The following is a 26,639-nucleotide window of genomic DNA, read 5'->3' on the forward strand; positions in this document are numbered from 1 at the left end:
TGGACGAGCTCGGTGAGGTTGAGCCGGTTGAGGATGGCGTCGATGTCCAGCTGGGCGGCGATGGTGTTGAGGTCGACGCGTTGTTGGACGAGCTCGGTGAGGTTGAGCCGGTCGAGGATGGCGTCGATGTCCAGGTCGGCCGCGATCGCGTTGAGGTCGACGCGTTGCTGGACGAGCTTGGTGAGGTTGAGCCGGTCGAGGATGGCATCGATGTCGATGCGTGAGGCGATGCCGTCGATGTCGACGCGCTCGAGGACGGGTTCCAGGGCGAGCCGTGCTGCCACGGCATCGACGTCGAGGCGTGAGGCCGCCGTGTCGAGGTCAACGGCCGCCACCACGGTGTCGAGGTCGACGTGGTGCAGGACGAGCTCGGTGAGGTCCAGGCGCGACAGCACCACCTCGACAGCCGACGGGACAACGGCGTCGACCACCGCCGACACCCTCTGCTCGATCAGGCGTCGCTGGTCTGCCCCGATGCACCCCAGGCCTCCCAGCAGTCGCTCCGGCTGCAGAGCCGACGGCACCAGCGGTGGGCGCAGCGCCAAGCCCACCACGGGTCGTGCCGCCGACGCGCCGGCCCGCATCAGGCGACCCGCTACCCCGATGCCGATCGCCGACGTGCCCAGCGCCACGTCCGCCAACGACGGGCTCGCCCCATCGCCTTCCGCCCCGCCGGGTCGCCCACGGGCCGTTTCACTCGCGCCGGCCGGCCCGCCTGCCCGCTCGTCAGGGTGGCTGAGTGACACCAGCCGTGGCCGCCCGAGGTGCACCCTTCCCAGCCCCCTGGCGACCTCTCGGCGCAGCCCTGGGCGCGACCGGCTCGACGACCCGGGAAAGTCGTCCGGGTTGTCGAGATGCCCCGCGGTGGCCACGTGCCGTCCCTGCTTCAGGCCGCTGCTCGGGGAGCCTTCGGGGTGAAGTCGGCGATGTCCATCTGCCCACCGCGCACCGTGAGGCAGGTGGACTCGGGCACCTCCCGCCACGCGCCGTGCAGGTCTCCGAGCGGCTCGGAGACGACCAGCCGGGTGTCGTCCGACAGCCCGTGCAGCAGTGGGTAGTCGGGGTACTGCTCCCGAAGGGTCGAGATGTCGGTGCTGTGGAACAGCGAGCGCGACTGGCCCTCGCTGGAGTACCGGAACGCCCACGTGGTCACACCGTCGGTGGTGGCCACGGTCATCTGGATCGGGTGCTCCACACCGTGACGCCGGCCGGTCTCCTCGATGTGCCCGACCGCGCGGGCGACGGCGGCCGGCGGGTCTGCAGCCAGCCCGTAGCTGAGGGCGAGGTAGAAGAACACCTCCGAGTCCGTGGAACCCTCGATCTCCGGGTACAGCTCGGGGTCGATCTCCAGCACCAGGTCACGCTTGACGAGGTGGAAGTCGCGGATGAGCCCGTTGTGCATCCACAGCCACTCGCCGCGCCGGAACGGGTGGCAGTTCGACTGCTGCACCGGCGAGCCGGTGGAGGCCCGGATGTGCGCGAAGACCCGCCCGGAGAGCGCCTGCGACGACAGCTCACGCAGGTTGCGGTCGTTCCACGCGGGTTCGGTGCTGCGGAAGATGCCCGGCACGGTGTGGCGGCCGTACCAGCCCACCCCGAAGCCGTCACCGTTCGTCGTCTCGGCCCCCATCCGTGAGTGCTTGCTCTGCACCACCAGCGAGTTCTGGGGCTTGTAGAGCAGGTCCTCCAGGCAGACCGGTGATCCTGAGTACGCGAGCCATCGACACATCGTCGCCTCCTTCCGACCCATCGCAGCAGGTCCCGGATGGGCCCGGATCACCCTCTGCGGGTGACTGGACTCGCTCAGCAGGCCCCGCGGGGAGATGGCGAGGTATGCCGCGTGGCGACCACGCGGCATACCTCGCCTATCCTTGGTGGCGGATGAGTCGGCCAGGCGGTCGCGTCGGTGAGCAATCACCGCCGAGGAACGTCCGGGCTCCACAGGGCGCAGTGGTGGCTAACGGCCACCCGGGGTGACCCGCGGGACAGTGCCACAGAAAACAGACCGCCAAGGCGAACCGCCGGCCCTCGGGCCGGTAGGCGTCAGGGCAAGGGTGAAACGGTGGTGTAAGAGACCACCAGCGGCCCCGGTGACGGGGTCGGCTTGGTAAACCCCACTGGGAGCAAGCTCAGACAGTGTGCGTCCGAGGGCTGCCCGCCCGAGCACACGGGTAGAGCGCTGGAGGCAGTCGGCAACGGCTGTCGTAGATGGATGACCGTCGCCGCGCCGCTGGTAACGGCGGCGCGGAACAGAACCCGGCGTATCGGCCGACTCATCCACCCCTCGTGGGTGTGCCTCGCTTCGGTCATTGACGGCTCGGACCTGCGGGAGAACACTCGAATGAGGCGAGAAAGGGGTCCGCCATGGCTTGGAACCTGGCTGGCAGCTACCTGGAGACCTGTTCGTGCGAGCTGATGTGTCCGTGCAACCTCTCGTTCGACCACGGAGCCACCTACGACTTCTGCCGGGTGACTCTGGTGTTCAACATCCGCGAGGGCCAGGTCGAAGGCACCGACATCGCCGGGCGCAGGGTCGCGTTGATCGCAGACACGCCCAAGGTGATGACCGAGGGCAACTGGCGCCTTGGCGTGTACATCGACGCGGAGGCCAGCGACCAGCAGTTCGACATGCTGGTCAAGGTGTTCGGCGGGCAGCTGGGTGGGCCGATGGGTGCCCTGGCCCCGCTGATCGGTGAGGTGGTCGGCGTGGAGCGGGCCACGATAGAGGTGACCGACGACGGCCTTCGGCACAGTGTCCGGGTCGGCGACACCATCGACTTCGAGATCGAGGACGTCGTCCCGTTCGGCGTGGAGACGGGTGAGCCCGTGCGCTTCCACGGGATGTTCCACCCGGTGGCCTCGGACCTCACCATGGCGGAGGCGCGGAGCAGCCGGATCAACGCGTTCGGCATCTCCTACGAGGGCAAGACGGGGTTGTCGACGTCGGAGTTCTCCTGGGCCGCCTGATCGGCCATGGGATCGTCCACCGCACCCGGTGCCGGCGACGGCCTGAGCCCGGCATACGCAGCGGTGCGTGCGCGGCTCGGCCTGGTCGCCGCACTGTTCACCCTCGCCGTGCTCGGCTGGGTCTGGGCCGCGCACGAGATGAGCGGCATGGACGCCGGGCCCTGGTCCGGCCTGCGCGGTCTGGGTTGGTTCCTCGGTGTCTGGGTCGTCATGATGGCGGCGATGATGCTGCCATCGGTGGCACCCACCATCGCGCTGTACACACGGCTCACGCAGCGGAGCTCGCCGCTGTCGCCGTGGATGTTCGCCGTCGGCTACCTCCTGACGTGGACCGGCGCGGGGTTCGTCGCCTATGCGGTCGGCGTGCTCGCCGGCGCCCTGTTCGGTGACGCGCTCCGGTGGGACCACGCGGGTCGCGGCTTGGCCGCTGCGATGCTGGCTGTCGCGGCTGCCTACGAGCTCACGCCGCTGAAGGACGTGTGCCTGGGCAAGTGCCGCAGTCCGTTGGGCGCGCTCCTCGGGTCGTGGCGAGAGGGTCGGACCGGCGCGGTGCAGATGGGCGCGCGCAACGGTGCCTGGTGCGTTGGCTGCTGCTGGGGACTGATGGCCGCGTTGTTCGCGCTGGGAGTGATGAGCCTCTCGTGGATGGCTGTGGTGGCCGGCATCATCGCCGTCGAGAAGACGCTGCCGTGGGGCCGTGGCGCCACCTACGCCACCGCGGTCCTGCTGCTCGTCCTGGCCGTGCTCCTGCTGGCCGCGCCCCAGATGCTGCCGGGGCTGACCATCCCTGGCGGCCCCATGATGTCCGCCGGCTGACGTCCTCGACACAGAAGCCCCCGCGGGAAGGCGGAGGCTTCGTGAGGAGAACCGCTGGGCGATCCCGTCAGACCGTCAGTCAGACGATCAGGACGACCGCGGCGGTCACCGCACCGGCCAGGGCGAGCGCGCCGAGCGCGAAACTCGTGATGGCAGGGGCGGTCCAGTTACCGGACCGGTCGCGAAGGCTGGCGCCGAGCATTCCAAGGCCTGCGGTGAGCAGAACACCGCCTGCGATGAAGCACCCGAGGTACCAGGCCGCGCTGAGGCCAGCCAGCACCCAGCTGGTCGGTGCGAAGTAGGTGTACGCACCAAACGCCGCGACGACGACGCCAAGGGTGATCAGCGTGTAGTCGACGGTACGGCTTCGGAACAGCCGCGGAAGATGGTCCACCGAGGTCTGCCCCTTCATCTGGGTCTGTGTCATCTCTCTCCCCTCCTTTCTCTCTCCACCTTCAAGCGTTCGCTGCAGAGAGGCCTGGGACAGAGCCGTTGGACCCGAGTCTCGTGCGGGTACCCGGCGCACGAGCAGCTGACGGCGCCGGGCGGGGGTCAGCTCTCGCGCCAGGAAGCGCCAGGAAGCGCCAGGAAGCGCCAGGAAGCGCCAGCCTGAGCCGTGGACCTAGGCCCCGCTGACGCCGGTCAGGCTGACGCCGACTCGAGCTGGCCCGCGAAGTGCTCGGCGAACCGCTTGACCGCGTCCCACTCGGTGTAGACGTAGTCACGGGAGGTGTCGGTCCCGAGGTGGCCCGGCTTGTCCCCGGCGATCTTCTTCATCATGTGCCGCTTGACGAAGCCGTAGTGGGTGTAGAGCAGCGCTCCGCCGAACAGGGCGATCTTGTCGGGGTGCCACCCGGTCTCTTCCGCGAACTCCTCCACGTACCCCTGTGCCTCCTGGGTGTCCCCGTGGGCGGCGAGGCTGACGGAGAAGAAGGCCGAGGGGAGCCGCTCCAGGGTGTCGTGGTTCCTGCGCACGAACTCGACCACGTGCTTGTCGTGCTTCCCCATGTGGATGGACGCTCCGATGACCAGGGCGTCGTAGCCGTCCGGAACCGTGTGTTCCAAGGTGGTGATGTCGGCGGTCTGCACGTCGTGACCGAGGTCGTGCAGGACGTCGGCGATGACCTCGGCGATTGTGGCGGTGTGTCCTTCGGTGGTTCCGTAGGTGATGAGCACTCTCGCCATGGGGCCGACCTCCTCGAGTAGGCGGGTCAGATCAGTGGGTTGGGTGACGGCTCGGCCGCTGCGCCGCTCGGTCACCCCCCGGGTCGCGGAGGCGATCTGGGTCCCGCCTCCCGGTCGTTGCAGTTGTCATCACTGTCGGCTGCCCAGACCGACCCAGGTAGGGACCTTGTTCCCAACCGGACGCCGCGGAGCTCAGCGGCGGTGCACGGGGATCGCGTGTACCCCTCTGGCCTCCGAGAGCACCAGCACCTCCTCGTCTGGTGCCGCGGCCAGGGCGGTGAGGACGGCATCCACCGACCACGGCGCCCCCATGGAAGCAGGGTCTTGACCAGGTGCCCGGCCGGACAGGGCCAGAGGCGCCCCTCGCGACCTCAGTCCTGCTCAGCACGGGTGGGGCCACCTATCTGTTCGTGCTGCAGGGCCGCTCGGTTGACTCGTGACAGCTGCTCGGCGCGCTGTTGGTCCCCCGCCCGAGCAACGGGGACCGGGTCGGAGGAGTACCACCGCGCGGCTGCCGTGCGGAGTCGGGCCCGCAACCCGGTCGATGGCTCGGGCGTGCTGACGTCGTCGCAGTGGGACCGGTCGCGCCTGTGGCTCGGGCCAGAGGTCTCAGAGCTCGGCACGACGGCCCGGGACCCGGTGGCCGTGTCCGGCTGTCCGCGCGCCACCAGTCGCCACTCGTCGTAGGGCGACAGCTTCTCGTGCCTCTCGAAGAAGCCGCCTCCGGCCGTGCGGACCAACCTCCCCGTCTCTCGGCCGTGCACCACCTGGGCACGGTCGCGACGCTGCAGCGACAGGCAGGTCCGGTGTGCTGCCCACGCTGCGAGGACTGGTCCGACCAGGACCGCCACGCGCAGGGTCCAGGTGATCGCCTCGAGCGACAGGTGCAGCTTGAGCGCGATGATGTCGTTGCCCCCGGCGAGGAACAGCGCCGTGTAGAAGGCCAGCGCGGCCGCACCGATGGCTGTGCGTGCTGGAGCGTCACGCGGCCGGTCCAGGAGGTGGTGCTCCTGTGGCCCCGCGCGAGTGGCCCACCGCTCCAGGAAGGGGTAGCTGGCTGTGACCCCGTACATGATGGGCATGAGGAGCACACCGGGAAGAAGGACGTTCAGGCTCAGGGTGTGACCGAAGGCATGGATCTCCACCGGAGCCATGAGTCGCAGTGCTCCCTCGGCGAAGCCCATGTACCAGTCCGGCTGCGACCCGGCCGACGCGGCGGTGGGGTCGTACGGACCGAAGAGCCAGATGGGGTTGATCGCGACCAGTCCGGCGATGAGGGCAACCACGCCGAAGACGATGAAGAAGAAGCCGCCGGCCTTGGCGGCATACACCGGGAGCAGCGGGAAGCCCACGACGTTTCTGTTGGTCCGGGCTGGTCCCCGGAACTGGGTGTGCTTCTGGACGACCACGACCAGCACGTGCACCACCGCGAGCGAGACGATGAGCGCCGGGAGCACCAGGACGTGGGCGGTGTAGAGGCGTGGGATGATCTCGTGCCCCGGGAAGGGGCCACCGAACACGGCGAAGGCCAGCCAGCTGCCGATGACCGGCACTGACAGCATCAGCCCGTTCGCGATGCGCAGGCCGGTGCCGGACAGCAGGTCGTCGGGCAGTGAGTAGCCCGCGAAACCCTCGATGATCGCCAGCAGCGACAGGGTCGTCCCGATCAGCCAGTTGAGCTCACGTGGCTTGCGGAACGCCCCAGTGAAGAACACCCGTCCCATGTGGACCGCGATGGCCACCGTGAAGAGCAGGGCCGCCCAGTGGTGGACCTGCCTGATCAGCAGGCCACCCCGCACGTCGAACGAGATGTCGACCGTCGACCGGTACGCCTCGCTGACGGTGATGCCTCGAAGGGGCGCATAGGTGCCGTCATAGACGACCCGTCCTGCGCTGGGGACGAACCACACCGTCAGGATCGTCCCGGTGACGAGCAGCACGACCAGCGAGTACAGCGCCACCTCACCGAGCATGAAGGACCAGTGTTCGGGAAAGACCTTGCGCAGCAACCGACCTGCGGGCTGGGTGACGCCGGTCCGGTCGTCAATCCACCCTGCAAGCCCCCCGAGCTGCCGTTCGACTGCCATCACGACACCCGGTACTGGGCGACGTCCGCGGTGCGGAGGGTGAGGCCATGGCCGGGTGCGTCGTCGTCCGGCGTGAGGGTGCCGCCTCGAGGGTCGAGGGTTCCGTCGAAGAACATCGACTCGATCCGCACGTGGTCGTGGAACCACTCGAGGTGGCGCAGGTTGGCGGTCGCCGCGGCGACGTGGACGTGCAGGTGGGGCGCACAGTGACCCGACACGTCGAGCCCGAACGAGGCCGCCACCGCAGCCGCGCGGAGCCACTCGGTGATGCCACCGCAGCGCGACGCGTCCGCCTGTAGGCAGTCCACGGCTCCCGTCTCACACAGCCGTCGAAAGTAGTAGAGGTCATTGCCGTACTCGCCGGCGGCGACGTCGGCGTCGACGGCGGCGCGCACCTGGCCCAACCCCGCGTGGTCGTCGGAGGACACCGGCTCCTCGAACCACCGGATGTCCAGGTCATGGGCTGCCCGCATCACCCGCACCGCCTGCTTGGCGGTGTACCCGCCGTTGGCGTCGACGAAGAGCTCCACCTCGGCGCCGATCAGCTCGCGGCTGTGCCGCATGCGCTCCAGGTCCCGCTCGGGGCGTGTGCCCCAGGACTCCCCGATCTTGATCTTCACCCGTGGGATGCCCTGCTGGACCCACCCCTCGAGCTGGTGCGCCAGCTGGGCCTGGTCGTATGCCGTGAAGCCGCCGCTGCCGTAGATCGGAACCTCGCTGCGTACGCTGCCCAGCAGCCGGTGCAGGGGGATGCCGAGCAACCGTGCCTTGAGGTCCCACAGTGCGACGTCGACCGCGCCGATCGCGTACGAAGCCAGGCCTGGACGACCGGCGTTGCGCACTGCGCGGATCATCGACTGCGAGACGCCGGGCACGTCGAACGCGTCGGCACCGCACACCACGGGGGTCAGCAGCTCCTCCACCAGGCGCGCGGCGGCGACGGGAGCGTAGGTCCAGCCGGTGCCCACGGTGCCGGCGGCAAGGACCTGCACCAGCACCAGGGTGGTCGAGTCCCAGGCCAGTGTCCCGTCGGCTTCCGGCGCATCGGTCGGGACGGTGTACGCGCTTACCTGCACGGCGTCGACTCCTGTCCGCCAGATGGGCCCAGGTCCTTGGTGGGTCACGTGTCGGACCCCCTCGTGCCGTCGGGGTGGTCGCCTTGCACACCCCGCATCCACTCGACGTCGTGGATGGCGAAACGCGCCGCGGGCGGCGCGCCGGTGATCATCCGTCACCGCCCGGCATGACCTCGGCGATCTTGGTCTTGACACCCTCCCGGACCACGCCCCAGCGGTCCTCGTCGCCCTTGAGCAGCGAACGGGCGGTGGCCTTCATCTCCGTCCAGGTCGCGTGCGGCGGCACTGGGGGCACATCCGGGTCGACGTGCACGTCCAGCACGGTGGGTCGGTCGGCGCCGAAGGCCTGACGCCAGGCATCCGCCAGCTGGCCGGGCTCGGTGACGCGAACCGCGTGGAGGCCGAGGCTGCTCGCAAAGCTCGCGTAGTCCACGTCCGGGAGGCGTTGGGACTCCTCGAACTTGGGTGAACCCTCCATGGCCCGCATCTCCCACGTGACCTGGTTGAGGTCGTTGTTGTGCAGGATGGCGACGACCAGCCGCGGGTCGCTCCACTGCTGCCAGTAGTGCTTGACGGTGATCAGCTCGGCCATGCCGTTCATCTGCATGGCGCCGTCCCCGGCGAACACCACGGCGGGCCGGTCCGGGTGGGCGAACTTCGCGCCGATCCCGTAGGGGACACCGGGGCCCATCGTGGCGAGGGTCCCGGAGAGCGACCCGCGCATGTCTGCCCGGAACTTGAGCTGGCGGGCGTACCAGTTCGCGGACGACCCCGAGTCCGCCGCGACCATCGCGTTGGGGGGCAGCTGCTCGGAGGCCTCGTGGAAGAGCAGCTGGGGGTTCACCGGATCTGCTTCAACCCGGGCCTCGCGCGCCATCGCCCCCCACCAGTCCGCGACGTTGGACTCGATGTTCTGCCGCCAGCCGCGGTCCTCCTTGCGGCGCAAGTGCGGGATCAGGGCCCGCAGTGTCGCCGCCGCATCGCCGACGAGGTTCAGCTCGTAGGGGTAGCGCATGCCGATGAACTTGCCGTCGAGGTCGATCTGGACGGCGCGGGCCTGATCGAACGCCGGCATGAACTGGGTGTAGGGGAAGTTCGACCCCACGGTCAGGAGGGTGTCGCAGTCCGCCATCATCTCGTAGCTGGGTCGCGTGCCGAGCAGACCGATCGACCCCGTCACCCACGGCAGCTCGTCGGAGAGCACGTCCTTGCCGAGCAGCGCCTTGGCCACGCCGGCGCCGAGGAGCTCGGCCACCTGCTCGATCTCGGCCCGGGCACCGCGTGCCCCCTGACCGATGAGGATCGCGGGTCTGCTGCCACTGTTCAGCAGCTCGGCCGCCTCGCGGACCGACTCGTCACGCGGCACGACGTCGGGCCAGCGGATCCCCATGCTCGAGGGCACCATCTTCATCGCGTGGGTCGGCGCCGAGTACTCCAGCTCCTGCACGTCCGAGGGGATGATCACGGCCGTCGGTGCCCGCTCCGCCATCGCCGTCCGGATGGCCCGGTCCAGCACGTTCGGCAGCTGCTCGGGCACCGTGACCATCTGGACGAAGTCGCTCGCCACGTCCTTGTACAGGCTCAGCAGGTCGACCTCCTGCTGGTAGGAACCACCCATGCCGCTCCGCGCGGTCTGCCCGACGATGGCCACCACCGGCACGTGGTCGAGCTTGGCGTCGTAGAGGCCGTTGAGGAGGTGCACGGCACCCGGGCCCGAGGTGGCCATGCACACCCCGACGCGGTCGCCGTACTTGGCGTAGCCGACGGCTTCGAAGGCCGACATCTCCTCGTGCCGGGACTGGACGAACTGGGGTGTGTTGTCGGCGCGCCCGAACGCGGCGAGGATTCCGTTGATGCCGTCTCCGGGGAAGGCGAACACGTGCTCGACCCCCCAGCCACGCAGTCGCTCCAGCAGGTGGTCCGAAACGGTGGGTGCAGCCATGTCTACTCCTGGGTGTTGGACTTGGCGGTGTTGGACTGGGCCGGCCCGGAGGAAACGGCCCGGGCCACAGAGGCGGCCGGGGCGGGAGAGCCGCCGCGAGCGCCGCGCGCGAGCAGGTCCGCCGTGCGAGCCGCGACGGCCATGATGGTCAGGGCAGGGTTGGCGCTGCCCTGAGTCGGCAGCACGCTGCCGTCGGTGATGTACAGGTTGGGGACCGCGAAGCTGCGACACGAGGCGTCCACCACTCCATGGCGTTCGTCCGCGGCCATCCTTGCCCCGCCGACGAGGTGCGCGAACCGGTCGATGGTGATGACCTCACTCGCCCCTGCGGCTCGCAGGATCGACTCCATGACCTCGCGCGCCGCCTCCATGAGCATCCCGTCGTTGTCACACTGGGAGTAGGAGAAGTGGGCCACTGGCATGCCGTGGCGGTCCTTCTCCGAGGCCAGGGTCACCCGGTTCCCGGGCTGGGGCAGGAACTCGCAGAGAGCCCCGAGGCAGGCCCAGTGGGGATAGTCCGTCATGTACCGGCGCAGGTCGTCGCCGAAGTGGCCCTGCGCCGAGACGTGCTCGGCCCAGGTGATCGGCAGGGGAGAGACGGTCTGGACCGAGAAGCCCCGCTGGTACGGCTTGGTCGGATCGGTCTCGTAGAACGCCTCCGTGCTCACCTCGGGAGGTGGCCCTTTCCACATCCGGACCTCCGCCTCGAACCGGCCGGCGCTCTGGGGTGCGCCCTGCACCATCAGGTATCGGCCGACCTGGTCGAAGTCGTTGCACAGGCCGTCGGGGAAGCGGGTGGACGCCGAGTTGAGCAGCAGGCGCGGTGTCTCGATGGAGTAGCCGGCCACCGCCACCATCCGCGCCCGCTGGAACCGCTGCCTGCCCCGCCGCACGAAGTGCACCCCGGTGGCGCGTCCGGTGCGGTCGTCGACCTCGATCCGGGTGACCATGGCATCGGCGCGGACCTCGGCACCGTGCGCGAGGGCGTCGGGGACATGGGTGATGAGGGGCGAGGCCTTGGCATTGACCTTGCACCCCTGCAGGCAGAATCCGCGGTAGATGCAGTGGGCCCGGTGGCCGAACCGGCCGTTGGCGATCGCAACCGGCCCGACCTTGGCCGTGATGCCGAGGGCCTCGGCTCCTCGCAGGAAGACCTCACCGTTCCCGCTGACGGGGTGTGCCGAGTGCGGGTACCGGTGCGGGTCACCCCAGGGCCAGTCCTCGCCGGCGACCGGGAGCTCGCCCTCGATGTCCTCGTAGTACGGGCGCAGGTCGGTGTATGCGATCGGCCAGTCCGCTCCGACCCCGTCCTGGGAGAGGGTGCGGAAGTCGCTGGGGTGGAACCGGGGGGTGTAGCCGGCGAAGTGGACCATCGAGCCGCCCACTCCGCGGCCCGAGTTGTTGGATCCCAACGGCACGGGGTTCTCGCCAGAGATGACGCGTGGCTCGTTCCAGTAGAGGTGGTGCGAGCCCGCCTCGTCACTGACCCAGTCGCGCTCGGGGTCCCAGAACGGGCCCGCGTCGAACGCCACCACGCGCCAGCCCTGGCGCGCCAGGCGCTGCATGAGGGTGGACCCACCCGCGCCGCAACCGACGATAACGAGGTCGACCTCGTCGTCGTCCTCGAAGGTGCGCATGTCGGCGCGGAGTCGGTGGTTGACGTCGCGGCCATCCGCCGGGACCAGCCACGCCGACTCGTTCCGGCGCCGCAGGGACCGCGCGCCGAGCCCCTTCACGACCCGCCCTCGCCGGCGAGGGGGTCCAGGCCGGGACGGGTGTCCTGCACCTCCCACGGCTCACGGGCGTCGAGGCCCATGTTCTTGTATCCCCGAGGGTATGCAGGGCCGCCAAACCCGATCTCGTCCCAGGCCCACGGGTGGGAGTAGAAGGCGGTGTCCGCGTAGCGGGTCCACAGGCTCCACACCCACGTGACCGGCATGCCGTGCCACTTCCCGGTGGCGTTGCGGACGGCGTGGAGGACCGCCGTCTGGTCCTCCCAGGAGCAACCCACGAACCCGGTGTCGAAGGCCTCGCGCGCGTCCTGCTCGAGTCCCGCCAGGCTGTCTCTCCAGGCCTGGCCGTCTGATGGCATGTCGACGTGGCGCCACCCGTCGGCCTGTCCTTCGGCGAGCCGGGCGTCGATCATCCTCACCACCGGTACGCGAGGGTCCTCGCGCTGTCCCAGGAGCTGGTCGGTGAGGGCGCAGGCCAGGTCCTCCTCGTGCGGCGTGAAGAAGCGCAGGTCCGTGGGGATCCCGATCCGGGGAGCAACCACGCCGGTGGTCGCGGCGTCCCAGTGCTGGGACTGCCCGATCGTGTCGAAACCGGGATAGCGCCCGCCGCCGTGCGCCGGGTCGAGGGGGAGGCTCGTGCGCGCACGGCGGGAGTGGGTCACTTCTCCCTCCGCAAGACGGACGCGACCAGACCCATGCCCCCGACGAGGGTGACCAGGAGGGGGGCCAGCAGGGGTGGGCCCATCTCCACGTTGTATCGCCAGTTGCGCCACCCGCCGGGCTTCTGCGCGACTGCGCGGGCGTGCAGGTAGGTGCCCTGCAGTCCGTTGGCGAGGATCGCAGCGGAGGCAATGGGCAGGGCCGTCTTGGCGGCCCGGTCGCTCGCCACGCCGGCGATGCCTGCCGCGGCCCCGATCGGTCCGAGAGCCACGGGCGACCACATCCACGGGTTGCCGAAACTGGCCTTGTCGTGCTCGAAGTAGATCTCGGCGGCAGTGACCACCGCGCCGGCAGCGGTCAGTGCCGACAGGGTGCGCTCGAACCGACCGTGCCGGACGTTGCGCACGAGGCGGTCGATGCCCAGCAGCGGTGTGGTGAGGGGGTCGGCGTTAGCGGCCACGGTGAGCTCCTCGAAGATATCCAGTGCTGTCAAACAATGATTGCGGTGACGCAAATGGTTCTTCGAGGATCACACGGACATCCCGAGACGGCAAGCGCAACTCTTGCTTCGGCGCAACGAATGGCATACTTCCTTGCGTGAGTGCCAAGGCGATGACGCACGCTGACGACCCCGACCGCCAAGCCGACGCGGTGATGCGTGCTGCGCGGGTGCTCGTGGGCGTGGTCGCCCGGTCCGTGGCCGAGGTCGAGGACCTCGTCTCCATGCCTCAGCTGCGTGTTCTCGTCCTCGTGGCCAGCCGCGGCCGTCTCAACCTCGGGCAGGTCGCGGACGCGCTGGGCGTGCACCCGTCAAACGCGACCCGCATGGTCGAGCGGCTCGTCGTGGCCGGGCTGCTCGCGCGCACCGAAGACCCCGATGACCGGCGCTACCTCGCGCTGGAGCTCACCTCGAAGGGCCACGATGTCGTCGAGCGGGTGATGGCCTACCGCCGTGCCTCGATCCTCGAGGTCATGGCGAAGATGAAGGGTACGCAGCGACGAGCCCTCGCCCGCGCGCTCGAGTCGTTCGCCGAGGCAGCGGGAGAGCCGTCGCGTGGCGAGGAGGCCTGGGTCCTGGGCCTGCCGTCCTGACCGGTGCGAGTGTCGGGGTGGTGTGGCCACACCTCACAGCGGTTCGTGCGGAGGCAGCTGCAGCCCCACGTCCTGCATGGCCGGACCACTCACGACGTAGATGTTCCCCGCGGCGATGTCCGCGGCCACGGCGTCCAGCCACGCCGGCGGCGGCAGCGGCAACGCGCGCGCGTCCAGCGCCCTCACCAGCGCCACCCGCGCCTGCTGCGGGGAGCCACCGCTACCTGCCGTGAACGCCTCGTAGACCGCTGCCTGTCGGTCCGCGTCGCGCTGCCGGCGTGCCCGCGGCCCGGTGTCGGCGTCCTCGTCCCGGGGCGTGCCGGCTCCCCGGGGCCGGGCCGGTGCCGGCAGGTCGAGCAGGTCGGGACTCGACGTCGGGCTCGGAGCAGGGGCGTGTTCGAGCGGCGGTGCTGGGCGGGGTCCTCGCGGCGACGGCGAGGGGCCCGCGAACAGGGCGGCGACGACGGCGTCGGTCGTGGCGGTCCGGGTCCGGCCTGGTGACCACGCTGCCAGGACGAGCATGCTGCCGGCGTGGAGCAGGTCGACCGCCCGGCTGGCTCGCCTGACCCGGTTCCGCCCATCGCGCATGAGCACGACCGCCTGGAGGACCTGCCTGGCGCCCAGGACCCGGGCCGTCACGCGGCCGGGCCGGTCCAGCCGAGTGCCGGTCAGGGCGACGGAGCACCGCTGGGGGTCGACCAACAGGGCCGCGCCGTAGGCCAGCCGGACCACGTCGCGGGTCCTCATCGCTGGCCCCGGCCGCATGGGTGGCCAGGAGCGGCGCTGGTGGCGGCGGCGACCTGGGGCAGCCCACCTGGTCGTCGCCCGTCGTCCGGGATGCCGTTTCGGTGCTCGCTCATCGTCTCTCCTCATCAGCGCTGGAAGGGGGGTGGGTGGCCCTGGGCCCACCACGGTCAGGTCATCGGCATGGCGCTCGGGCCGGCGAGCCTGGTCGCCGACTCGATGAGGAGCGCGTGCACGAACGCCTGGGGGAAGTTGCCGCGCAGCTGGCGTTGCTCGACGTCGTACTCCTCGGTGAACAGGCCGGGCGCCCCGCAGGCGGCCCGGTTGCGCTCGAACCAGCGCATCGCCTCCGTGTGCCCACCTTGCTGGTGGAGGGCCATGGCCATCTGGAACCCGCAGAGCAGGAAGGCGCCCTCTGCCTCTCCGAGCGGCCTGGCGTCCTGGCGAAAGCGGTACAGGTAGCCGTGCGAGCCGAGTTCGCGTCGCACTGCCTCGACGGTCCCCACGGTGCGAGGGTCCGACGCCGGCACGGCCCCACGGATGCCCGGGACGAGCAGGCTGGCATCGACGCGCTCGTCGCTGGGCGAGCGCTGCCAGCGACCCGTGGGGTGCAGGCAGTCGCGCGCCGCGTCGGCCACCATGGCGTCAGCCAGCGAGCTCCAGTCTGCTCCCTGCCTGGTCGGCGCGTGCCGCCCGATGGCGCGCAGCCCGGCTGCGCACATCAGGCGGGAATGCGCCCAGTGCTCGGGGTTCAGCTCCCAGATCCCGGAGTCCGGCCGCTTCCACCGGCGCCGGATCGCGGTCACCGTGGTCTCGGCAGCCTTCCAGTGGTCGACGTCCAACCTGTCATGGCCTGCCGCGGCCGCGAGGAGGAGCAGGACCTCGCCGAAGGTGTCGAGCTGGAACTGGCCACGGACCCAGTTGCCCACGATGCTCCGTCCACCGGGGTAGCCGGGCACGTGGAGTGCGCGCTCCTCCGGCACCTGCCCCCCCGTCACCGTGTAGGCGGGCGCGAGCTGGTCACCGTCGGCGAGCACTCTCTCGCTGACGAACCGGACGGCCGAGTCCACCAGGGACAGGCCCTCGCAGGCGGCCATCGCCTGGCCGGCGAGGCACTGGTCGCGGACCCAGGCGTAGCGGTAGTCGTAGCTGCGGCCCTCGGCAGCGCGCTCCGGTAGCGCCATGGTCGCTGCCGCGACCATGGCGCCGGTGCTGGAGGTCATGCCGCGCAGGACGGCGGCGGACTGACGGGCGTCGTCCGCGGCGATGGTCACGTCCATGCGGGGGACGGCGCAGCTCCAGGCGTGCTCAGTGCTCTCCCACGCCACGTCAGCGTCTGGCGCGGGACCCTCCCAGGGGCGGGTGGACAGCTCCAGCACCAGGTCGTGGTGAGCGCCCTCCGGCACGTCCACATCCAGCTCGAGCACACCGTCCCCGAGGGGTCGGGCCTTCCCGGCGCCGCTCCACCTCACGTGCAGCGAACCCGTGCGACCGGTCCACACGCCGTCGCTCTGTCTCAGCCGCGACAGCCCGAACCGGCCGAACTCCGCCCGGGGCGCGAGCAGCACCCGCACCCGAGCTGGACCCGAGGTGGCGAGGAGCCGGCGCAGCAGCACCGCCGTGTCAGGGTCGCCGGGGAAGGACAACGCCTCTCGGCACTCGATGACCCCGTCACTCGTGACCCAGCGGCTGCGCCAGATCATCGAACCGTCCTCGTAGCGTCCGCCCCACACGTAGCGACCGTGCGCGGGCGTCACGGCATACGCGCTCGGCACACCCAGCAGTGACGCGAAGACGGCGTCATCGTGCCACTTCGGCGCGCACATCCACGCCACGTCCCCTCGCGGCCCGACCAGGCAGCCCCGTTCACCGTCCGCAAGCAGGGCGTACTCGCGCAGGACGTGCGGCGGGAAGAGGGAGGAGTCCAGACGACCCATCCTCAATCAATACCATGCAACGATTGCATTGGCGCAATTATTGAAGCGGTGGCAACGCCGTGAGCTGGAGCCGCGGAGCTCAGCGGCGGTGGACGGGGATGGCGTGCACCCCGCTCGCGTCGGAGAGCACGAGCACCTCCTCGTCGGGGGCGGAGGCGAGAGCGGCCAGGACGGCGTCGACCGACCAGGGCGCCCCGCCGTCCTCGGTGCTCCAGGCCTGCACCCGCCCACCCGTGGCGTGGGCCACGGCCCTGGCGATCTCGGGATCAGCCGGACCCACGAGGAGGACGTAGCGCGGCCCGTGCGCGGCGGCCGGCACCGCGGAGCGGCTGCGCTGGTGGACGGCCCAGTGGTATGCCGCGATGGCGCCGGTGCTCAGGAGGATGCCGATCGGGACGCGCATGCTGCGGAGCGTCTCGGCGCTGACGGTGCCCTGCACGAGGTCCTCGAAGAAGAGGTAGACACCGACGACGAGTGCGACGACCGCCGTCAGTCCACCGAGCCCGAAGAGGAGGAGCAGGTAGGCGCGCCGGGTCGGCGAGGCGGCCTCGTCGGCGGGGGAGGCGTGGAAGGCCCGCTGGATGCGGTGCCAGTAGAACCACCAGACCGGGCCGCCGACGACGAGCAGCGTCGCCGACGCGAGCAGCGTGTTGACCGGGCTCTGGGCGAGGCCTTCGGTGGTGGTTCTGGTCAGCGCCTCGACACCGGACACCGCGAGCATCGCCAGGCCGACCCCCGCCGCCACCAGGCCGATGGCGGACAAGAGGTACTCGTAGACGCGCCGAACCTCGGTGCGGGTGGGCAGGTGGGCCTCCTGGAGGACCCGCTGGTGGTACCACCAGACCAGGGTGCCGGCGGCAGCCGCCCCGATCGCCCACGGCGCGCCGTTGAAGTGACGCACCGCGTCGGTGGACTCGGGGTCACCGAGGAACCAGACCAGCGCCGTGTAGAGGACGGTGCTCGCCGACACGACGGCGGTCACGAGGCCGCCGGCCACGCCGGGCAGGAGGACGTAGCCCAGCCAGAGGGTGTCGCGCTCCTGCCGTGCTGCCGTGCGTACCCAGTAGAGGAACCACACCGGCGCCCCGACCACCAGTGTGATGGCGCCGCGGATCGCCTCATCGCGGTTGCTCGGCCCCGCGTCCCCGCCAGCGAGGAAGAGCATCGCGAGCGCGCCGCCGAGCAGGGTCGCCAGACCGGTGGCGGTGGTGACCAGGCCGGTGAGCGAGCCGGCCAGATGGTGCACCGCGGACCGGCTCGCGGGAACGAACCGGAGGTGCAGCCACCAGTGCGCCGCCCAGACGGCGCCCCACACGATGAACCGCGCCAGCGCTCGCGGGTTGTCGGGCTCGACGCCGAGGGCCCAGCCCAGCGACGACTGGAACCCGGTCATCGCCACGACGAGGGAGGTGACCGCCGCCGCCGTCACGTAGAAGGCCCAAGCGAACGAGACACGCTCCAAGGGGTCGAGGAGCAGGCGGCGGCGCGACCACAGCGCCAGACCGGCATACAGCGGAACGCCCACCACCGTGAAGGCGAGGTCGCGTGCGAGTGCGACCTCGTCGGAGGTCACCACGGGGTTCCGGTCGAGTGCTCGGCCGAGCAGGCCCGCGAGGCCCACCGCCATGACGACGAGCGAGCCGAAGAGCAGCAGGTACTGGAAGAAGCGGCGGATGGCGTGGGCCTCCGTCACCGGGCCACGTTCGCGGCCCAGGCCACGACGCGCCGCCACGACGACGAGGACGACCACCACCAGGAGAAGCAGACCGACGACCACGTCACACCTCCCTTTCAGGGCAGGAAACCAGTCTGGCGGGCGGCGAAGCCGCACGTCAGGGTCGTTGGTCTCGACCTGAGGGGCAATCGGTGCGTGTCCTCGGCATACTGCCCGGGTGCGCCTGCTGCTCCTCGCCGACACCCATGTGCCGAAGCGGGCGCGCGACCTCCCCGCAGCCGTCTGGACGGCGGTCGGCGACGCCGACCTCGTCGTCCACGCCGGCGACTGGGTGGTGCCCGAGCTGCTCGACCGGCTGGAGGAGCGCGCCGCCGGAATGCTGGCGGTCTGGGGCAACAACGACGGCCCTCGGCTGCGGGAGCGGCTGCCCGAGCTGGCCACCGCGGTGGTGGAGGGCGTGCGCCTCGGTGTGGTGCACGAAACCGGCCCGAGCGGCGGCCGCGAGGCCCGGATGCGCGCGCTGTACCCCGACCTGGACCTGCTCGTCTTCGGCCACAGCCACATCCCGTGGGACACCTCGTTCGAGGGGCTGCGACTCCTCAACCCCGGCTCACCCACCGACCGGCGGCGGCAACCCCACTGCACCTACATGACGCTGACCCTGGTGGACGGCCGGGTGCACGACGTCGAGCTGCACCGCCTCGAGCGCCCCACGGCTCGCGGGACCTAGGGCCCTAAAGGGCGGACCGCGCCGCTGTTGGAATGAGTCAGTCCGCACGGTGCGGGCGAGCGGAGCGGAGGTGGACCAGATGAGCGTGAGCATGCCGCAGGGAACCGGTGTGGAGAACCTCGGCCACGTGGACCTGCTCTCCCGCGAGGAGCTGCGGCGGCTGGCCGCCGCGAGTGGTCCGTGCGTGTCGATCTTCCTCCCCACGGCGCGCTTCGGGCCTGAGACGCTCAGCGGTCCGTCCCGCCTGCGTGGGCTGCTGTCGGAGGCGACGACGCGCCTGGCCGAACGTGGCGTCGATGCCCGGCAGGCCGAGGCCCTGCTGGCTCCGGCGCGGTCGCTGGTGGGCGACGAGCCGTTCTGGCAGGGGCTCAGCGACGGACTGGCGCTGTTCTGCGCCCCGGGGGTGAGCGCGCGTTTCCGGGTGCCGGTCGCCTTCACCGAGGAGGTGGCGGTGGGGGAGGCGTTCCGCGTGCGACCGCTCCTGCCCGTGTCGGCGGCCGACGGCCTCTTCCACGTCCTGGCCCTGGCCCAGAACTCGGTGCGGGTCCTGGCGGCGACCCGCCTGACCGTCGGTGAGCTGCCCGTGCCGGGCCTGCCCGGGTCGATGGCCGAGGCCATCCCGCAGGAGGAGATGCAGCGCTACGGCCAGTCGCACTCCGTCGGGGGCAACGGCACGAAGTTCCACGGACAGGGCAACGAGGCCGACTACGACAAGGTGGCGCTCGACCGCTACTTCCGGGCTGTCGACGGACCGCTCGTGGCACGGCTCGGCAACACCAACGGCGACGTCCCCCTGGTGCTGGCCTGCGTCGGCTACTACGCCCCTCTGTACCGGCACGTGAGCCGGTACCCCGCGATCTGGCCGAAGGCGGTGGAGGGCAACCCGGAGGAGCTCACGGCGGCGCGGCTGCACGACGCCGCCTGGGCGCTGGTCGAGGAGCACTTCGCCGAGCGGGGACGCGAGTGGCTGGAGCGCTACCACCACCAGATGGGCACCGGCCGCACGGCGAACGGCGCCGCCGATGTCCTGGCGGCGGCCCGCGACGGCAGGGTCGACACCCTGCTGCTCGACGCCGAGGCCGCTGACGGCAGCGAGCTCGACGAGGCGTTGGCCGCGGCCGTCCGCCACGACGGCCGGGTCGTCTGCCTCCCCGCCACCGACCTGGGGACGGAGCCGGCCGCGCTGCTGCGCTGGTGAGCCGCGGAAGAGAGGCCTCGGCGTCGGCTGCTCAGGCGATGACGGCGTCGATCGTCTTCTTGAGGGCGCTCGGCTGCGACGGCTTCTTCGGGGCACGCTTCTTCGCCGCGGCGAGATCGGCGCCGAGCTCCTGGAGTGCCTTGCGCCCCAGGCCCGTCCGCACCTTGGGGAACCAGTCCTGCTCCTCTTCCTGCATGTGGTGCTCGACGTTCTCGATCAGCACGGTCGTCTTGGCCTCGAACCGCTCGTCCGTGGGGCGCATCATCGACAGCTCCATGACGAGGACGTCGGCGACGTGGTGCTCCTCGTACGACTCGAGCACGTCGTCCTCGAGGTCGGGCAGCAGGTCGCGGACCCGCGGGTACATGACCTCGTTCTCGATGTAGGTGTGGATGGTCAGGAGCTCGATGATCTTCTTGACGGTCTTGCCCTTCTGGGCCGTCGTGGCCTTGGGGCTCTGGAAGTCCTTGAACTGCTTGCGGATCTCCTTGTGGTCGTTCTTCAGCAGCACGATGGCGTCGGTCGACATGGTCTCTCCCCAAGTAGTCGCGCCCCGAGGGACGCGTGGTGTGGCCCGGGCGCCTGCACGCGGGCCGTTGTCCCGATGCTAGGGGCGCACGTCCGGAGTCGCGCGGAAGCGGAGGAGCCACAGGACCACTCCGGCTGCGAGCACCAGCGCGCCGGCGAGCACCGAGGAGGGCGGCAGGGCGAGGCCGACGGCGGTGCAGCCCACCAGCCCCAGTGCCGGCACGGCGCGCGCGCGCAGCGACCGCTGGAGGGTCCACGCGCTGGCGTTCGCGATGGCGTAGTAGGTCAGCACGCAGACCGACGAGAAGCCGATGGCGCCTCGAAGGTCGCCCGCGAGCACGGCCAGCCCCACCACGACGCCCACGGCCACCTCGGCCCGGTGCGGCACGCGGTATGCCGGGTGGACCCGGTCGAGGGCGCGCGGCAGGTACCCGTCGCGGGACATCGCGAACGTGGTGCGCGAGACCCCCAGCACCAGGCCGAGCAGCGAGCCGGTGGCCGCCAGCGCGGCACCCGCCCGGACGACCGGGAGGAGCCCTTCCGCGCCGGCGGCCGTGACGGCGTCGGCGAGCGGTGCGGTGCTGTCCGCCAAGCCGTCGACACCCAGGGCGTGGGAGGTCGCCAGGCCGACAGTGGCATACACGGCTGCGGTGATGGCGAGTGCGACGGGAATCGCGCGGGGGATGGTGCGCGCGGGGTCGCGGACCTCCTCGCCGAGCGTGGCGATGCGGGCGTAGCCCGCGAAGGCGAAGAAGAGGAACCCGGCGGCCTGCAGCACGCCCAGCAGCGTCCCGCTGCCGGTGGCGGCGCAGGCGGTGCAGCTGGCGGCGGGCGCGGCCCAGGCCGTCACCACCACGACGGTGAGGACGAGCAGCACCAGCCCGACGATGATCCGGGTGGCCACGGCACTCTTGTGCACGCCGACGTAGTTGAGGGCGGTGACCGCGGCGACCACCAGGACCGCCACCGGACGGGCGGCGGCCGGCCAGAGGTAGGTGCCCACCGTCAGGGCCATGGCCGCGCAGCTGGCCAGCTTGCCGGCGACGAACGCCCAGCCCGCCAGGAAGCCCCAGAACCGGCCCAGCCGTTCACGCCCGTAGACGTAGGTCCCGCCCGACTGGGGGTACAGGGCGGCGAGTCGCGCGGAGGAGGTTGCGTTGCAGTAGGCGACACCGAGCGCGAGCAGCAGGCCCAGCCACAGCAGCGGTCCGGCCGCCTCCGCGGCGGGCGCGAAGGCCACGAAGACGCCCGCCCCGACCATGGAGCCGAGACCGATGACCACTGCGTCCGCGGTGCCCAGGCGACGCTCGAGGGTGGGCGGCATGGCCGCACGCTACGACCTCGGCCCCGTCGACGCCGTGCAGGGCCCGGCATACGGTGGGGGCATGCGCCTGACCCACCTCGGACACGCCTGCCTGCTCGTGGAGGTCGCCGACACCCGGCTCCTCGTCGACCCCGGCATCTGGTCGCCGCGGGCGTTCGACCAGCGCGACCTCTCCGCCGTGTTCGTCACCCACCAGCACCCCGACCACCTCGACCGCGAGCGGCTTCCCGAGCTGCTGCGGGCCAACCCCGGGGCGACGCTCTTCACCGACCCCGGCACCGCCCCCCAGCTCCAGGACGCCGGAGTCGACGTCGAGGCGTTCGAGCAGGGTGACGAGGTGACGGTCGGCGGGGCTCACGTCGCGGCCGTCGGACGCGAGCACGCGCTGATCCACGAGGAGATCCCCCGGATCTCCAACACCGGTGTGCGGATCGGCGCCGAGGGGGAACCCACCCTCTTCCACCCCGGGGACGCGCTCGACGCCGAGCCCGGCGAGGTCGACGTGCTGGCGTTCCCGCTCAACGCGCCGTGGATGCGCAGCCGAGAGATGACCGGCTTCCTCCGACGCGTCAACCCTCCGTATGCCGTGCCGATCCACGACGCGCTCCTCAGCGAGCGCGGCCGAACCCTGTACCTCACGCAGGCGGACAACCTCGGCGGCCAGGACACCGAGATCCGTGACTGCGGGCACGGCGAACCGGTCGAGTTCCGCCGCTGACACCGCGCTCGGACCAACCCCGGGCGCAGGGCGTGGGCGTCGGAGTCCACGACCACCGCACTGCTAGCGTCTGGGCATGACCGGGGGACCCCAGACACCTTCTCCTGCAACCGCGTCGGGCACCGGGCCGGGCATCGGGTCGGGCACCGATCCGGCGCTGCGGATCCGGGGGTTGCGCAAGCAGTTCGGCCAGACCGTGGCCGTCGCCGGCATCGACCTCGACGTGCCGCGGGGCTCCTTCTACGGGCTGGTCGGGCCCAACGGCGCCGGCAAGACCACGACGCTGTCGATGGCCACCGGGCTGCTGCGCCCCGACCAGGGCAGTGTCCACGTGCTCGGCACCGACGTCTGGGCCGACCCCGTGGCGGCGAAGGCGCGCATCGGCGTGCTGCCCGACGGGCTGCGGCTGTTCGACCGCCTCACGGGGCTGCAGCTGGTGGTCTACGCCGGCCTGCTCCGCGGCATGGACCGTGACGACGTGGTGCAGCGGGCCGGCGAGCTCGTCGCCGCGCTCGGCCTCGACGACGCCGCCGACAAGCTGGTGGTGGACTACTCGGCGGGCATGACGAAGAAGGTCACCCTGGCGTGCGCGCTGGTCCACGGACCACGGCTGCTGGTGCTCGACGAGCCGTTCGAGGCGGTGGACCCGGTGTCTGCCAAGACCATTCGCGGCATCCTGAGCCGTTACGTCGAGGGCGGCGGCACGGTGGTGCTGTCGAGCCACGTCATGGACCTCGTGGAGCGCATCTGCACCGACGTCGCGATCATCGCCGGCGGCCACGTCCGGGCGGCAGGCAGGCTGGACGACGTGCGGGCGGGGGCCAGCCTCGAGGACCGCTTCCTCGACCTGGTCGGTGGCAGCACGGACGTGAAGGGGCTGGCGTGGTTGCACACCTCGTCCGACTGAAGCTCCTGCTGCTGCGGAACACGCTGCGCCGCAGCCCCGCTGCGCTCGTCGGCATGGGGCTCGGCGTGCTCTACGGCGGCGGGATCCTCGTCCTGGTGCTCGTGGGGCTGGTCTCGCTGCGCTTCCTCCCGGACCTCGAGCCGAGCCGCACCGCCCTCACCCTCGGCGGCGCCTTCCTCGTGCTCGCCTGGGCGGTGGTGCCGGTGGTCGCCTTCGGCACCGACCCCACCCTCGACCCGAACCGCTTCGCGACGTTCGCCGTGCCGGAGCGGCAGCTCGCCATCGGGCTGGCCGCCGCGGGCTTCATCGGCCTGCCCGGTGTGGCCACGACCCTGCTGGTGCTGGCCACGTTCGTCACCTGGTCACGTGGGGTGCTCCCGCTGCTCGGTGCGGTGGTGGGTGGTGCCCTCGCCCTGGCGACCTGCGTGCTGCTGAGCCGGGTCATCACAGCTGCCGCCTCCACCCTGCTCTCCAGCCGCCGCGGCCGTGACGTCGTCGCCGTGCTGGGCTTCGTCGCCCTCGTCGGCCTCGCCCCTGCGCTGAGCGTCGGGGGCAGCTTCGAGCTCACCCTCGCCGACCTTGCCGGGGTGACGACGGTGGTGGGCTGGACCCCGCTCGGCTGGGCGTGGGCGGCCCCGGCCGACCTCGCCGACGGGCTGCTGCTCACCGGCCTGGCGCGGCTCGTCCTGGCCGGGGCACTGGTCGCGGTGCTCCTCCTGCTCTGGCAGCGCCAGCTCGTGACGGCGGTGCACGACCCCCGCTCCTCGGCCCGCGACGCCGGTGCCACCGAGTCGGGGATCGGGCTGCTGGGCCGGCTGCCGGGCACCTCGTTGGGTGCGGTCGCGGCGCGCTCGGCGATCTACTGGCGGCGCGACCCGCGGCTCGGCTTCCCCGCCCTCATCACGACGCTCTTCCCCGCCGGCCTGCTGTTCGCCTGGCACCTCGGCGGCTCCGAGCTGGCCCTGGTCGCGATGCCCCTGGCGTCGGCCTACATGCTCGGGTGGGGACAGCACAACGACGTCGGCTACGACTCGACGGCGTTCTGGCTCCACGTCGCCAGCGCCGTCGACGGCGTCAGCGACCGGCTGGGCCGGCTGTTCCCCTCCGCGGTGCTCGGGACGATCTGCCTGCCCGTGTATGCCGTGGTGGGCGCCGCCCTCGGTGACCGCTGGGACCTGCTGCCCGCGACCCTCGGTGCCGGTGCCGCCCTCCTGCTGGCCGGGTTCGGGGTGGCCAGCGTGACGAGCGCGCTCAAGCAGTACCCCGTGCCGGGGCCGGGGGAGAGCCCGTTCAGGACACCTCCGGGTGGTGCGGGGATCACGCTCGTCGTGCAGGCAGTCGTCGGCCTCGCCGTGCTGCTGCTCGCCTTGCCGGCGCTGGCCCTCGGGGCCCTGGCCTGGTTCGGCCACGCCTGGGCGGCCTGGGTGGCGCTCCCGGTCGGGGTCGCGACGGGCATAGGGGCCGCCGTGGTCGGCGTCCGGGTCGGGGCCCGGCTGTTCGAGCGCCGGATGCCGGAGCTGCTGCAGGACCTCGTACGGGTCCGCTGAGCCGGCCGCGACGGGACGCCGGACCCTCGGCGACGACGGCCGGTCAGTGCGCCGACGTGGCCGCGAGCTGGGCGGCCCCGATGATGCCGGCCCGGTTCTCGAGCTGGGCCGGGATGATCGGCGTGCGCAGGTCCAGCAGGGGAAGGTACCTGTCGGCCTTCTTCGACACGCCGCCGCCGACGACGAACAGGTCGGGCCAGAGCAGCGCCTCGAGGTGGCTGTAGTAGCGCTGCAGCCGCTTCGCCCACTCCTCCCACGACAGGTCCTCGGCCTCCCGCGCGCCGGACGAGGCCCGCGTCTCCGCGTCGTGGCCGTCGACCTCGAGGTGGCCGAGCTCGGAGTTGGGCACCAGCACGCCGTCGTGGATCAGCGCGGTGCCGATGCCGGTACCGAGGGTCGTCAGGATGACCAGCCCGTCGCGACCCCGCGCGGCACCGTGGTACATCTCGCCGATGCCCGCGGCGTCGGCGTCGTTGACGGCGATGACGGGGTGGTCGAGCAGGTCGTGCAGGTGGGTCACCACGTCGAAACCGACCCAGTCCGGGTGGATGTTGGCGGCCGACCGCACCACCCCGTGGGTGACCACGCCCGGGATGGTGACGCCGATCGGCAGGTGCCCCTGCGTGCCGTCGAAGTGCTCGACGATCTCGCCGATGACCTCGCAGACAGCCTGGGGCGAGGCGCCTTCCGGCGTCGGGATGCGCAGGCGGTCGGTGGCGAAGTCGCCACGGTCGAGGTCGACGGGGGCGCCCTTGATGCCGCTGCCGCCGACGTCGATCCCGAGTGCGGTGACCGGTGCCGTCATGTGCTGCTCCTTTCGCTGCCACCACACCCTAGGTCGCGAGCGGTCGGCCTGCGCGGTCACCGGAGCGGCAGCGGCGCCTCAGGGGAGGGTGAGGATCTCGTTGCCGCTCTCGGTGATCAGGATGGTGTGCTCGAACTGCGCCGAGCGCTTGCGGTCCTTGGTGACCACCGTCCAGTCGTCGTCCCACATCTCCCACTCGTGGGTGCCGAGGTTGAGCATCGGCTCGATGGTGAACGTCATACCGGGCTCGATGACGGTGTTGTAGGACGGCGCCGCGTCGTAGTGGGGGATGATCAGGCCGGAGTGGAACTCGGCGCCGATGCCGTGACCGGTGAAGTCACGCACCACGCCGTAGCCGAACCGGCGGGCGTAGGACTCGATCACGCGGCCGATGACGTTCACCTCGCGGCCGGGCTTCGCGGCCTTGATGCCGCGCATCATCGCCTCGTGGGTGCGCTCGACCAGCAGGCGCGACTCCTCGTCGACGTCGCCGCACAGGTAGGTCGCGTCGGTGTCGCCGTGCACGCCGTCGATGTAGGCGGTGATGTCGATGTTGACGATGTCGCCGTCCTCGAGGGGCCGGCTGTCGGGGATGCCGTGGCAGATGACCTCGTTGACCGAGGTGCACAGCGACTTGGGGAAGCCGCGGTAGCCTAGCGTCGAGGGGTAGGCGCCGTGGTCGAGGAGGAACTCGTGGCCGACCCGGTCGATCTCGTCGGTCGTCACGCCGGGGGCGATCGCGGCGGCCGCGGCCTCCATCGCCTGGGCGGCGATCCGCCCGGCGACGCGCATCTTCTCGATGGTCTCGGCGTCCTTGACCTCGGGGCCCAGGCCCTTCGCCGGCGCCGGCCGGTCGACGTACTCGGGCCGCCTGATCGAGGCGGGCACGGGGCGCCGCGGCGACACGGTCCCGGGGGCGACAGTTGCGTACGTCAGCGGCATACGGTGGAGTCTAGGCAGCCCGACCC

Annotated in this window: 25 protein-coding genes and 1 other RNA gene; 9 read left to right on the forward strand and 17 right to left on the reverse strand. The window is 71.2% G+C overall.

The window, feature by feature from the left end; genetic code table 11:
• Positions 1–632 (reverse strand): hypothetical protein (locus BMW78_RS19190; RefSeq protein WP_143056349.1); only part of this gene is annotated, 632 nt, incomplete at its 3' end.
• 254 nt (positions 633–886) lie between these two features.
• Entirely contained in the window at positions 887–1,729 is an 843-nt protein-coding gene (locus tag BMW78_RS19195; protein ID WP_091763014.1) for a class II glutamine amidotransferase, read from the reverse strand.
• A gap of 153 nt (positions 1,730–1,882) precedes the next feature.
• Here BMW78_RS19195 and rnpB point away from each other — a divergent pair.
• The 3 genes from rnpB (at position 1,883) to BMW78_RS19210 (ending at position 3,783) form a co-directional block, all read left to right on the forward strand.
• Positions 1,883–2,280: RNase P RNA component class A (rnpB, locus tag BMW78_RS19200), an RNA gene on the forward strand.
• Between the two features lie 84 nt (positions 2,281–2,364).
• Entirely contained in the window at positions 2,365–2,967 is a 603-nt protein-coding gene (locus BMW78_RS19205; protein WP_091763016.1) for a DUF1326 domain-containing protein, read from the forward strand.
• Between the two features lie 6 nt (positions 2,968–2,973).
• Positions 2,974–3,783, forward strand: coding sequence for a DUF2182 domain-containing protein (locus tag BMW78_RS19210; RefSeq protein WP_091763018.1), 810 nt, complete (start codon positions 2,974–2,976; stop codon positions 3,781–3,783).
• Positions 3,784–3,862: 79 nt separating this feature from the next.
• Here BMW78_RS19210 and BMW78_RS19215 read toward each other — a convergent pair whose 3' ends face one another.
• The 8 genes from BMW78_RS19215 to BMW78_RS19250 all read right to left on the reverse strand — a co-directional run bounded on the left by BMW78_RS19215 (position 3,863) and on the right by BMW78_RS19250 (position 12,959).
• Positions 3,863–4,210, reverse strand: a complete 348-nt coding sequence (locus BMW78_RS19215) for a hypothetical protein (protein ID WP_091763020.1) — start codon at positions 4,208–4,210, stop codon at positions 3,863–3,865.
• A gap of 215 nt (positions 4,211–4,425) precedes the next feature.
• A complete protein-coding gene (locus BMW78_RS19220; RefSeq protein WP_091763022.1) occupies positions 4,426–4,968 on the reverse strand; it encodes a flavodoxin domain-containing protein in 543 nt (180 codons plus the stop codon).
• A 371-nt stretch (positions 4,969–5,339) separates the two neighbouring features.
• The gene (gene qcrB, locus BMW78_RS19225; protein ID WP_091763024.1) at positions 5,340–7,055 is read right to left on the reverse strand and encodes a cytochrome bc1 complex cytochrome b subunit; all 1,716 of its coding nucleotides are present in this window, start codon (positions 7,053–7,055) and stop codon (positions 5,340–5,342) included.
• Positions 7,055–8,131 carry an enolase C-terminal domain-like protein gene (locus tag BMW78_RS19230; protein WP_245736007.1) on the reverse strand — a complete coding sequence of 359 codons (1,077 nt, stop codon included), beginning with the start codon at positions 8,129–8,131 and terminating at the stop codon, positions 7,055–7,057. The genes qcrB and BMW78_RS19230 overlap by 1 nt, the downstream gene beginning before the upstream one ends.
• A gap of 148 nt (positions 8,132–8,279) precedes the next feature.
• Positions 8,280–10,073 (reverse strand): thiamine pyrophosphate-requiring protein, encoded by a 1,794-nt coding sequence (locus BMW78_RS19235; RefSeq protein WP_091763028.1) that lies wholly within the window; start codon positions 10,071–10,073, stop codon positions 8,280–8,282.
• A gap of 2 nt (positions 10,074–10,075) precedes the next feature.
• On the reverse strand, positions 10,076–11,809 hold the full coding sequence (locus BMW78_RS19240; protein WP_245736009.1) for a GMC family oxidoreductase: 1,734 nt from the start codon (positions 11,807–11,809) through the stop codon (positions 10,076–10,078).
• On the reverse strand, positions 11,806–12,468 hold the full coding sequence (locus BMW78_RS19245; RefSeq protein WP_091763030.1) for a gluconate 2-dehydrogenase subunit 3 family protein: 663 nt from the start codon (positions 12,466–12,468) through the stop codon (positions 11,806–11,808). Before BMW78_RS19245 ends, BMW78_RS19240 begins: the two co-directional genes overlap by 4 nt.
• Complete coding sequence (locus BMW78_RS19250) at positions 12,465–12,959, reverse strand: hypothetical protein (protein WP_245736011.1); 495 nt, start codon at positions 12,957–12,959, stop codon at positions 12,465–12,467. Before BMW78_RS19250 ends, BMW78_RS19245 begins: the two co-directional genes overlap by 4 nt.
• A gap of 104 nt (positions 12,960–13,063) precedes the next feature.
• Here BMW78_RS19250 and BMW78_RS19255 point away from each other — a divergent pair, with 104 nt between their 5' ends.
• Positions 13,064–13,558 (forward strand): MarR family winged helix-turn-helix transcriptional regulator, encoded by a 495-nt coding sequence (locus tag BMW78_RS19255; protein WP_245736012.1) that lies wholly within the window; start codon positions 13,064–13,066, stop codon positions 13,556–13,558.
• A 33-nt stretch (positions 13,559–13,591) separates the two neighbouring features.
• Here the strand turns inward: BMW78_RS19255 and BMW78_RS19260 are convergent, their stop codons facing one another.
• The 3 genes from BMW78_RS19260 to BMW78_RS19270 form a co-directional block, all read right to left on the reverse strand.
• Positions 13,592–14,305: a hypothetical protein gene (locus BMW78_RS19260; protein ID WP_143056350.1), complete on the reverse strand. Its 714-nt coding sequence runs from the start codon at positions 14,303–14,305 to the stop codon at positions 13,592–13,594.
• A gap of 167 nt (positions 14,306–14,472) precedes the next feature.
• A complete protein-coding gene (locus tag BMW78_RS19265) occupies positions 14,473–16,239 on the reverse strand; it encodes a glycoside hydrolase family 15 protein (protein ID WP_091763036.1) in 1,767 nt (588 codons plus the stop codon).
• A gap of 79 nt (positions 16,240–16,318) precedes the next feature.
• A complete protein-coding gene (locus BMW78_RS19270; protein ID WP_091763038.1) occupies positions 16,319–18,016 on the reverse strand; it encodes a DUF5671 domain-containing protein in 1,698 nt (565 codons plus the stop codon).
• Between the two features lie 115 nt (positions 18,017–18,131).
• Between BMW78_RS19270 and BMW78_RS19275 the strand changes: the two genes are divergently transcribed.
• Positions 18,132–18,644 (forward strand): metallophosphoesterase family protein, encoded by a 513-nt coding sequence (locus BMW78_RS19275; protein ID WP_091763040.1) that lies wholly within the window; start codon positions 18,132–18,134, stop codon positions 18,642–18,644.
• Positions 18,645–18,723: 79 nt separating this feature from the next.
• A complete protein-coding gene (locus tag BMW78_RS19280; protein ID WP_143056351.1) occupies positions 18,724–19,842 on the forward strand; it encodes a baeRF3 domain-containing protein in 1,119 nt (372 codons plus the stop codon).
• Between the two features lie 31 nt (positions 19,843–19,873).
• On the opposite strand, the gene BMW78_RS19285 is transcribed toward BMW78_RS19280, so the two are convergent.
• Together BMW78_RS19285 and BMW78_RS19290 are read right to left on the reverse strand one after the other, a co-directional pair.
• Entirely contained in the window at positions 19,874–20,371 is a 498-nt protein-coding gene (locus BMW78_RS19285; protein ID WP_091763044.1) for a hemerythrin domain-containing protein, read from the reverse strand.
• Between the two features lie 78 nt (positions 20,372–20,449).
• On the reverse strand, positions 20,450–21,694 hold the full coding sequence (locus BMW78_RS19290) for an APC family permease (protein WP_091763046.1): 1,245 nt from the start codon (positions 21,692–21,694) through the stop codon (positions 20,450–20,452).
• On the opposite strand from BMW78_RS19290, the gene BMW78_RS19295 reads away from it, so the two are divergent.
• From BMW78_RS19295 to BMW78_RS19305, 3 genes are all read left to right on the forward strand, one after another.
• On the forward strand, positions 21,693–22,412 hold the full coding sequence (locus BMW78_RS19295; protein ID WP_245736014.1) for an MBL fold metallo-hydrolase: 720 nt from the start codon (positions 21,693–21,695) through the stop codon (positions 22,410–22,412). The two genes, BMW78_RS19290 and BMW78_RS19295, sit on opposite strands and share 2 nt — an antisense overlap.
• 76 nt (positions 22,413–22,488) lie before the next feature.
• A complete protein-coding gene (locus BMW78_RS19300; RefSeq protein WP_091763048.1) occupies positions 22,489–23,319 on the forward strand; it encodes an ABC transporter ATP-binding protein in 831 nt (276 codons plus the stop codon).
• Entirely contained in the window at positions 23,295–24,866 is a 1,572-nt protein-coding gene (locus BMW78_RS19305) for a hypothetical protein (RefSeq protein WP_091763050.1), read from the forward strand. The genes BMW78_RS19300 and BMW78_RS19305 overlap by 25 nt, the downstream gene beginning before the upstream one ends.
• 43 nt (positions 24,867–24,909) lie before the next feature.
• Here BMW78_RS19305 and ppgK read toward each other — a convergent pair whose 3' ends face one another.
• Together ppgK and map are read right to left on the reverse strand one after the other, a co-directional pair.
• Positions 24,910–25,671: a polyphosphate--glucose phosphotransferase gene (ppgK, locus tag BMW78_RS19310; RefSeq protein ID WP_091763052.1), complete on the reverse strand. Its 762-nt coding sequence runs from the start codon at positions 25,669–25,671 to the stop codon at positions 24,910–24,912.
• A 78-nt stretch (positions 25,672–25,749) separates the two neighbouring features.
• Positions 25,750–26,613, reverse strand: coding sequence for a type I methionyl aminopeptidase (gene map / locus BMW78_RS19315; protein WP_091763054.1), 864 nt, complete (start codon positions 26,611–26,613; stop codon positions 25,750–25,752).
• Positions 26,614–26,639 lie beyond the last annotated feature (26 nt).

This window comes from Pedococcus cremeus, from assembly GCF_900111375.1.
In the GTDB taxonomy this organism is placed as follows: domain Bacteria; phylum Actinomycetota; class Actinomycetes; order Actinomycetales; family Dermatophilaceae; genus Pedococcus_A; species Pedococcus_A cremeus.

Excerpts from the sequence above, each read along its gene's own strand:
- BMW78_RS19195 (WP_091763014.1), bottom strand. The coding sequence starts at position 1,729 with ATGTGTCGATGGCTCGCGTACTCAGGATCACCGGTCTGCCTGGAGGAC.
- BMW78_RS19205 (WP_091763016.1), top strand. The coding sequence starts at position 2,365 with ATGGCTTGGAACCTGGCTGGCAGCTACCTGGAGACCTGTTCGTGCGAG.
- BMW78_RS19210 (WP_091763018.1), top strand. The coding sequence starts at position 2,974 with ATGGGATCGTCCACCGCACCCGGTGCCGGCGACGGCCTGAGCCCGGCA.
- BMW78_RS19215 (WP_091763020.1), bottom strand. The coding sequence starts at position 4,210 with ATGACACAGACCCAGATGAAGGGGCAGACCTCGGTGGACCATCTTCCG.
- BMW78_RS19220 (WP_091763022.1), bottom strand. The coding sequence starts at position 4,968 with ATGGCGAGAGTGCTCATCACCTACGGAACCACCGAAGGACACACCGCC.
- qcrB (WP_091763024.1), bottom strand. The coding sequence starts at position 7,055 with ATGGCAGTCGAACGGCAGCTCGGGGGGCTTGCAGGGTGGATTGACGAC.
- BMW78_RS19235 (WP_091763028.1), bottom strand. The coding sequence starts at position 10,073 with ATGGCTGCACCCACCGTTTCGGACCACCTGCTGGAGCGACTGCGTGGC.
- BMW78_RS19260 (WP_143056350.1), bottom strand. The coding sequence starts at position 14,305 with ATGAGGACCCGCGACGTGGTCCGGCTGGCCTACGGCGCGGCCCTGTTG.
- BMW78_RS19265 (WP_091763036.1), bottom strand. The coding sequence starts at position 16,239 with ATGGGTCGTCTGGACTCCTCCCTCTTCCCGCCGCACGTCCTGCGCGAG.
- BMW78_RS19280 (WP_143056351.1), top strand. The coding sequence starts at position 18,724 with ATGAGCGTGAGCATGCCGCAGGGAACCGGTGTGGAGAACCTCGGCCAC.
- BMW78_RS19285 (WP_091763044.1), bottom strand. The coding sequence starts at position 20,371 with ATGTCGACCGACGCCATCGTGCTGCTGAAGAACGACCACAAGGAGATC.
- BMW78_RS19295 (WP_245736014.1), top strand. The coding sequence starts at position 21,693 with ATGGCCGCACGCTACGACCTCGGCCCCGTCGACGCCGTGCAGGGCCCG.
- BMW78_RS19290 (WP_091763046.1), bottom strand. The coding sequence starts at position 21,694 with ATGCCGCCCACCCTCGAGCGTCGCCTGGGCACCGCGGACGCAGTGGTC.
- BMW78_RS19300 (WP_091763048.1), top strand. The coding sequence starts at position 22,489 with ATGACCGGGGGACCCCAGACACCTTCTCCTGCAACCGCGTCGGGCACC.
- ppgK (WP_091763052.1), bottom strand. The coding sequence starts at position 25,671 with ATGACGGCACCGGTCACCGCACTCGGGATCGACGTCGGCGGCAGCGGC.
- map (WP_091763054.1), bottom strand. The coding sequence starts at position 26,613 with ATGCCGCTGACGTACGCAACTGTCGCCCCCGGGACCGTGTCGCCGCGG.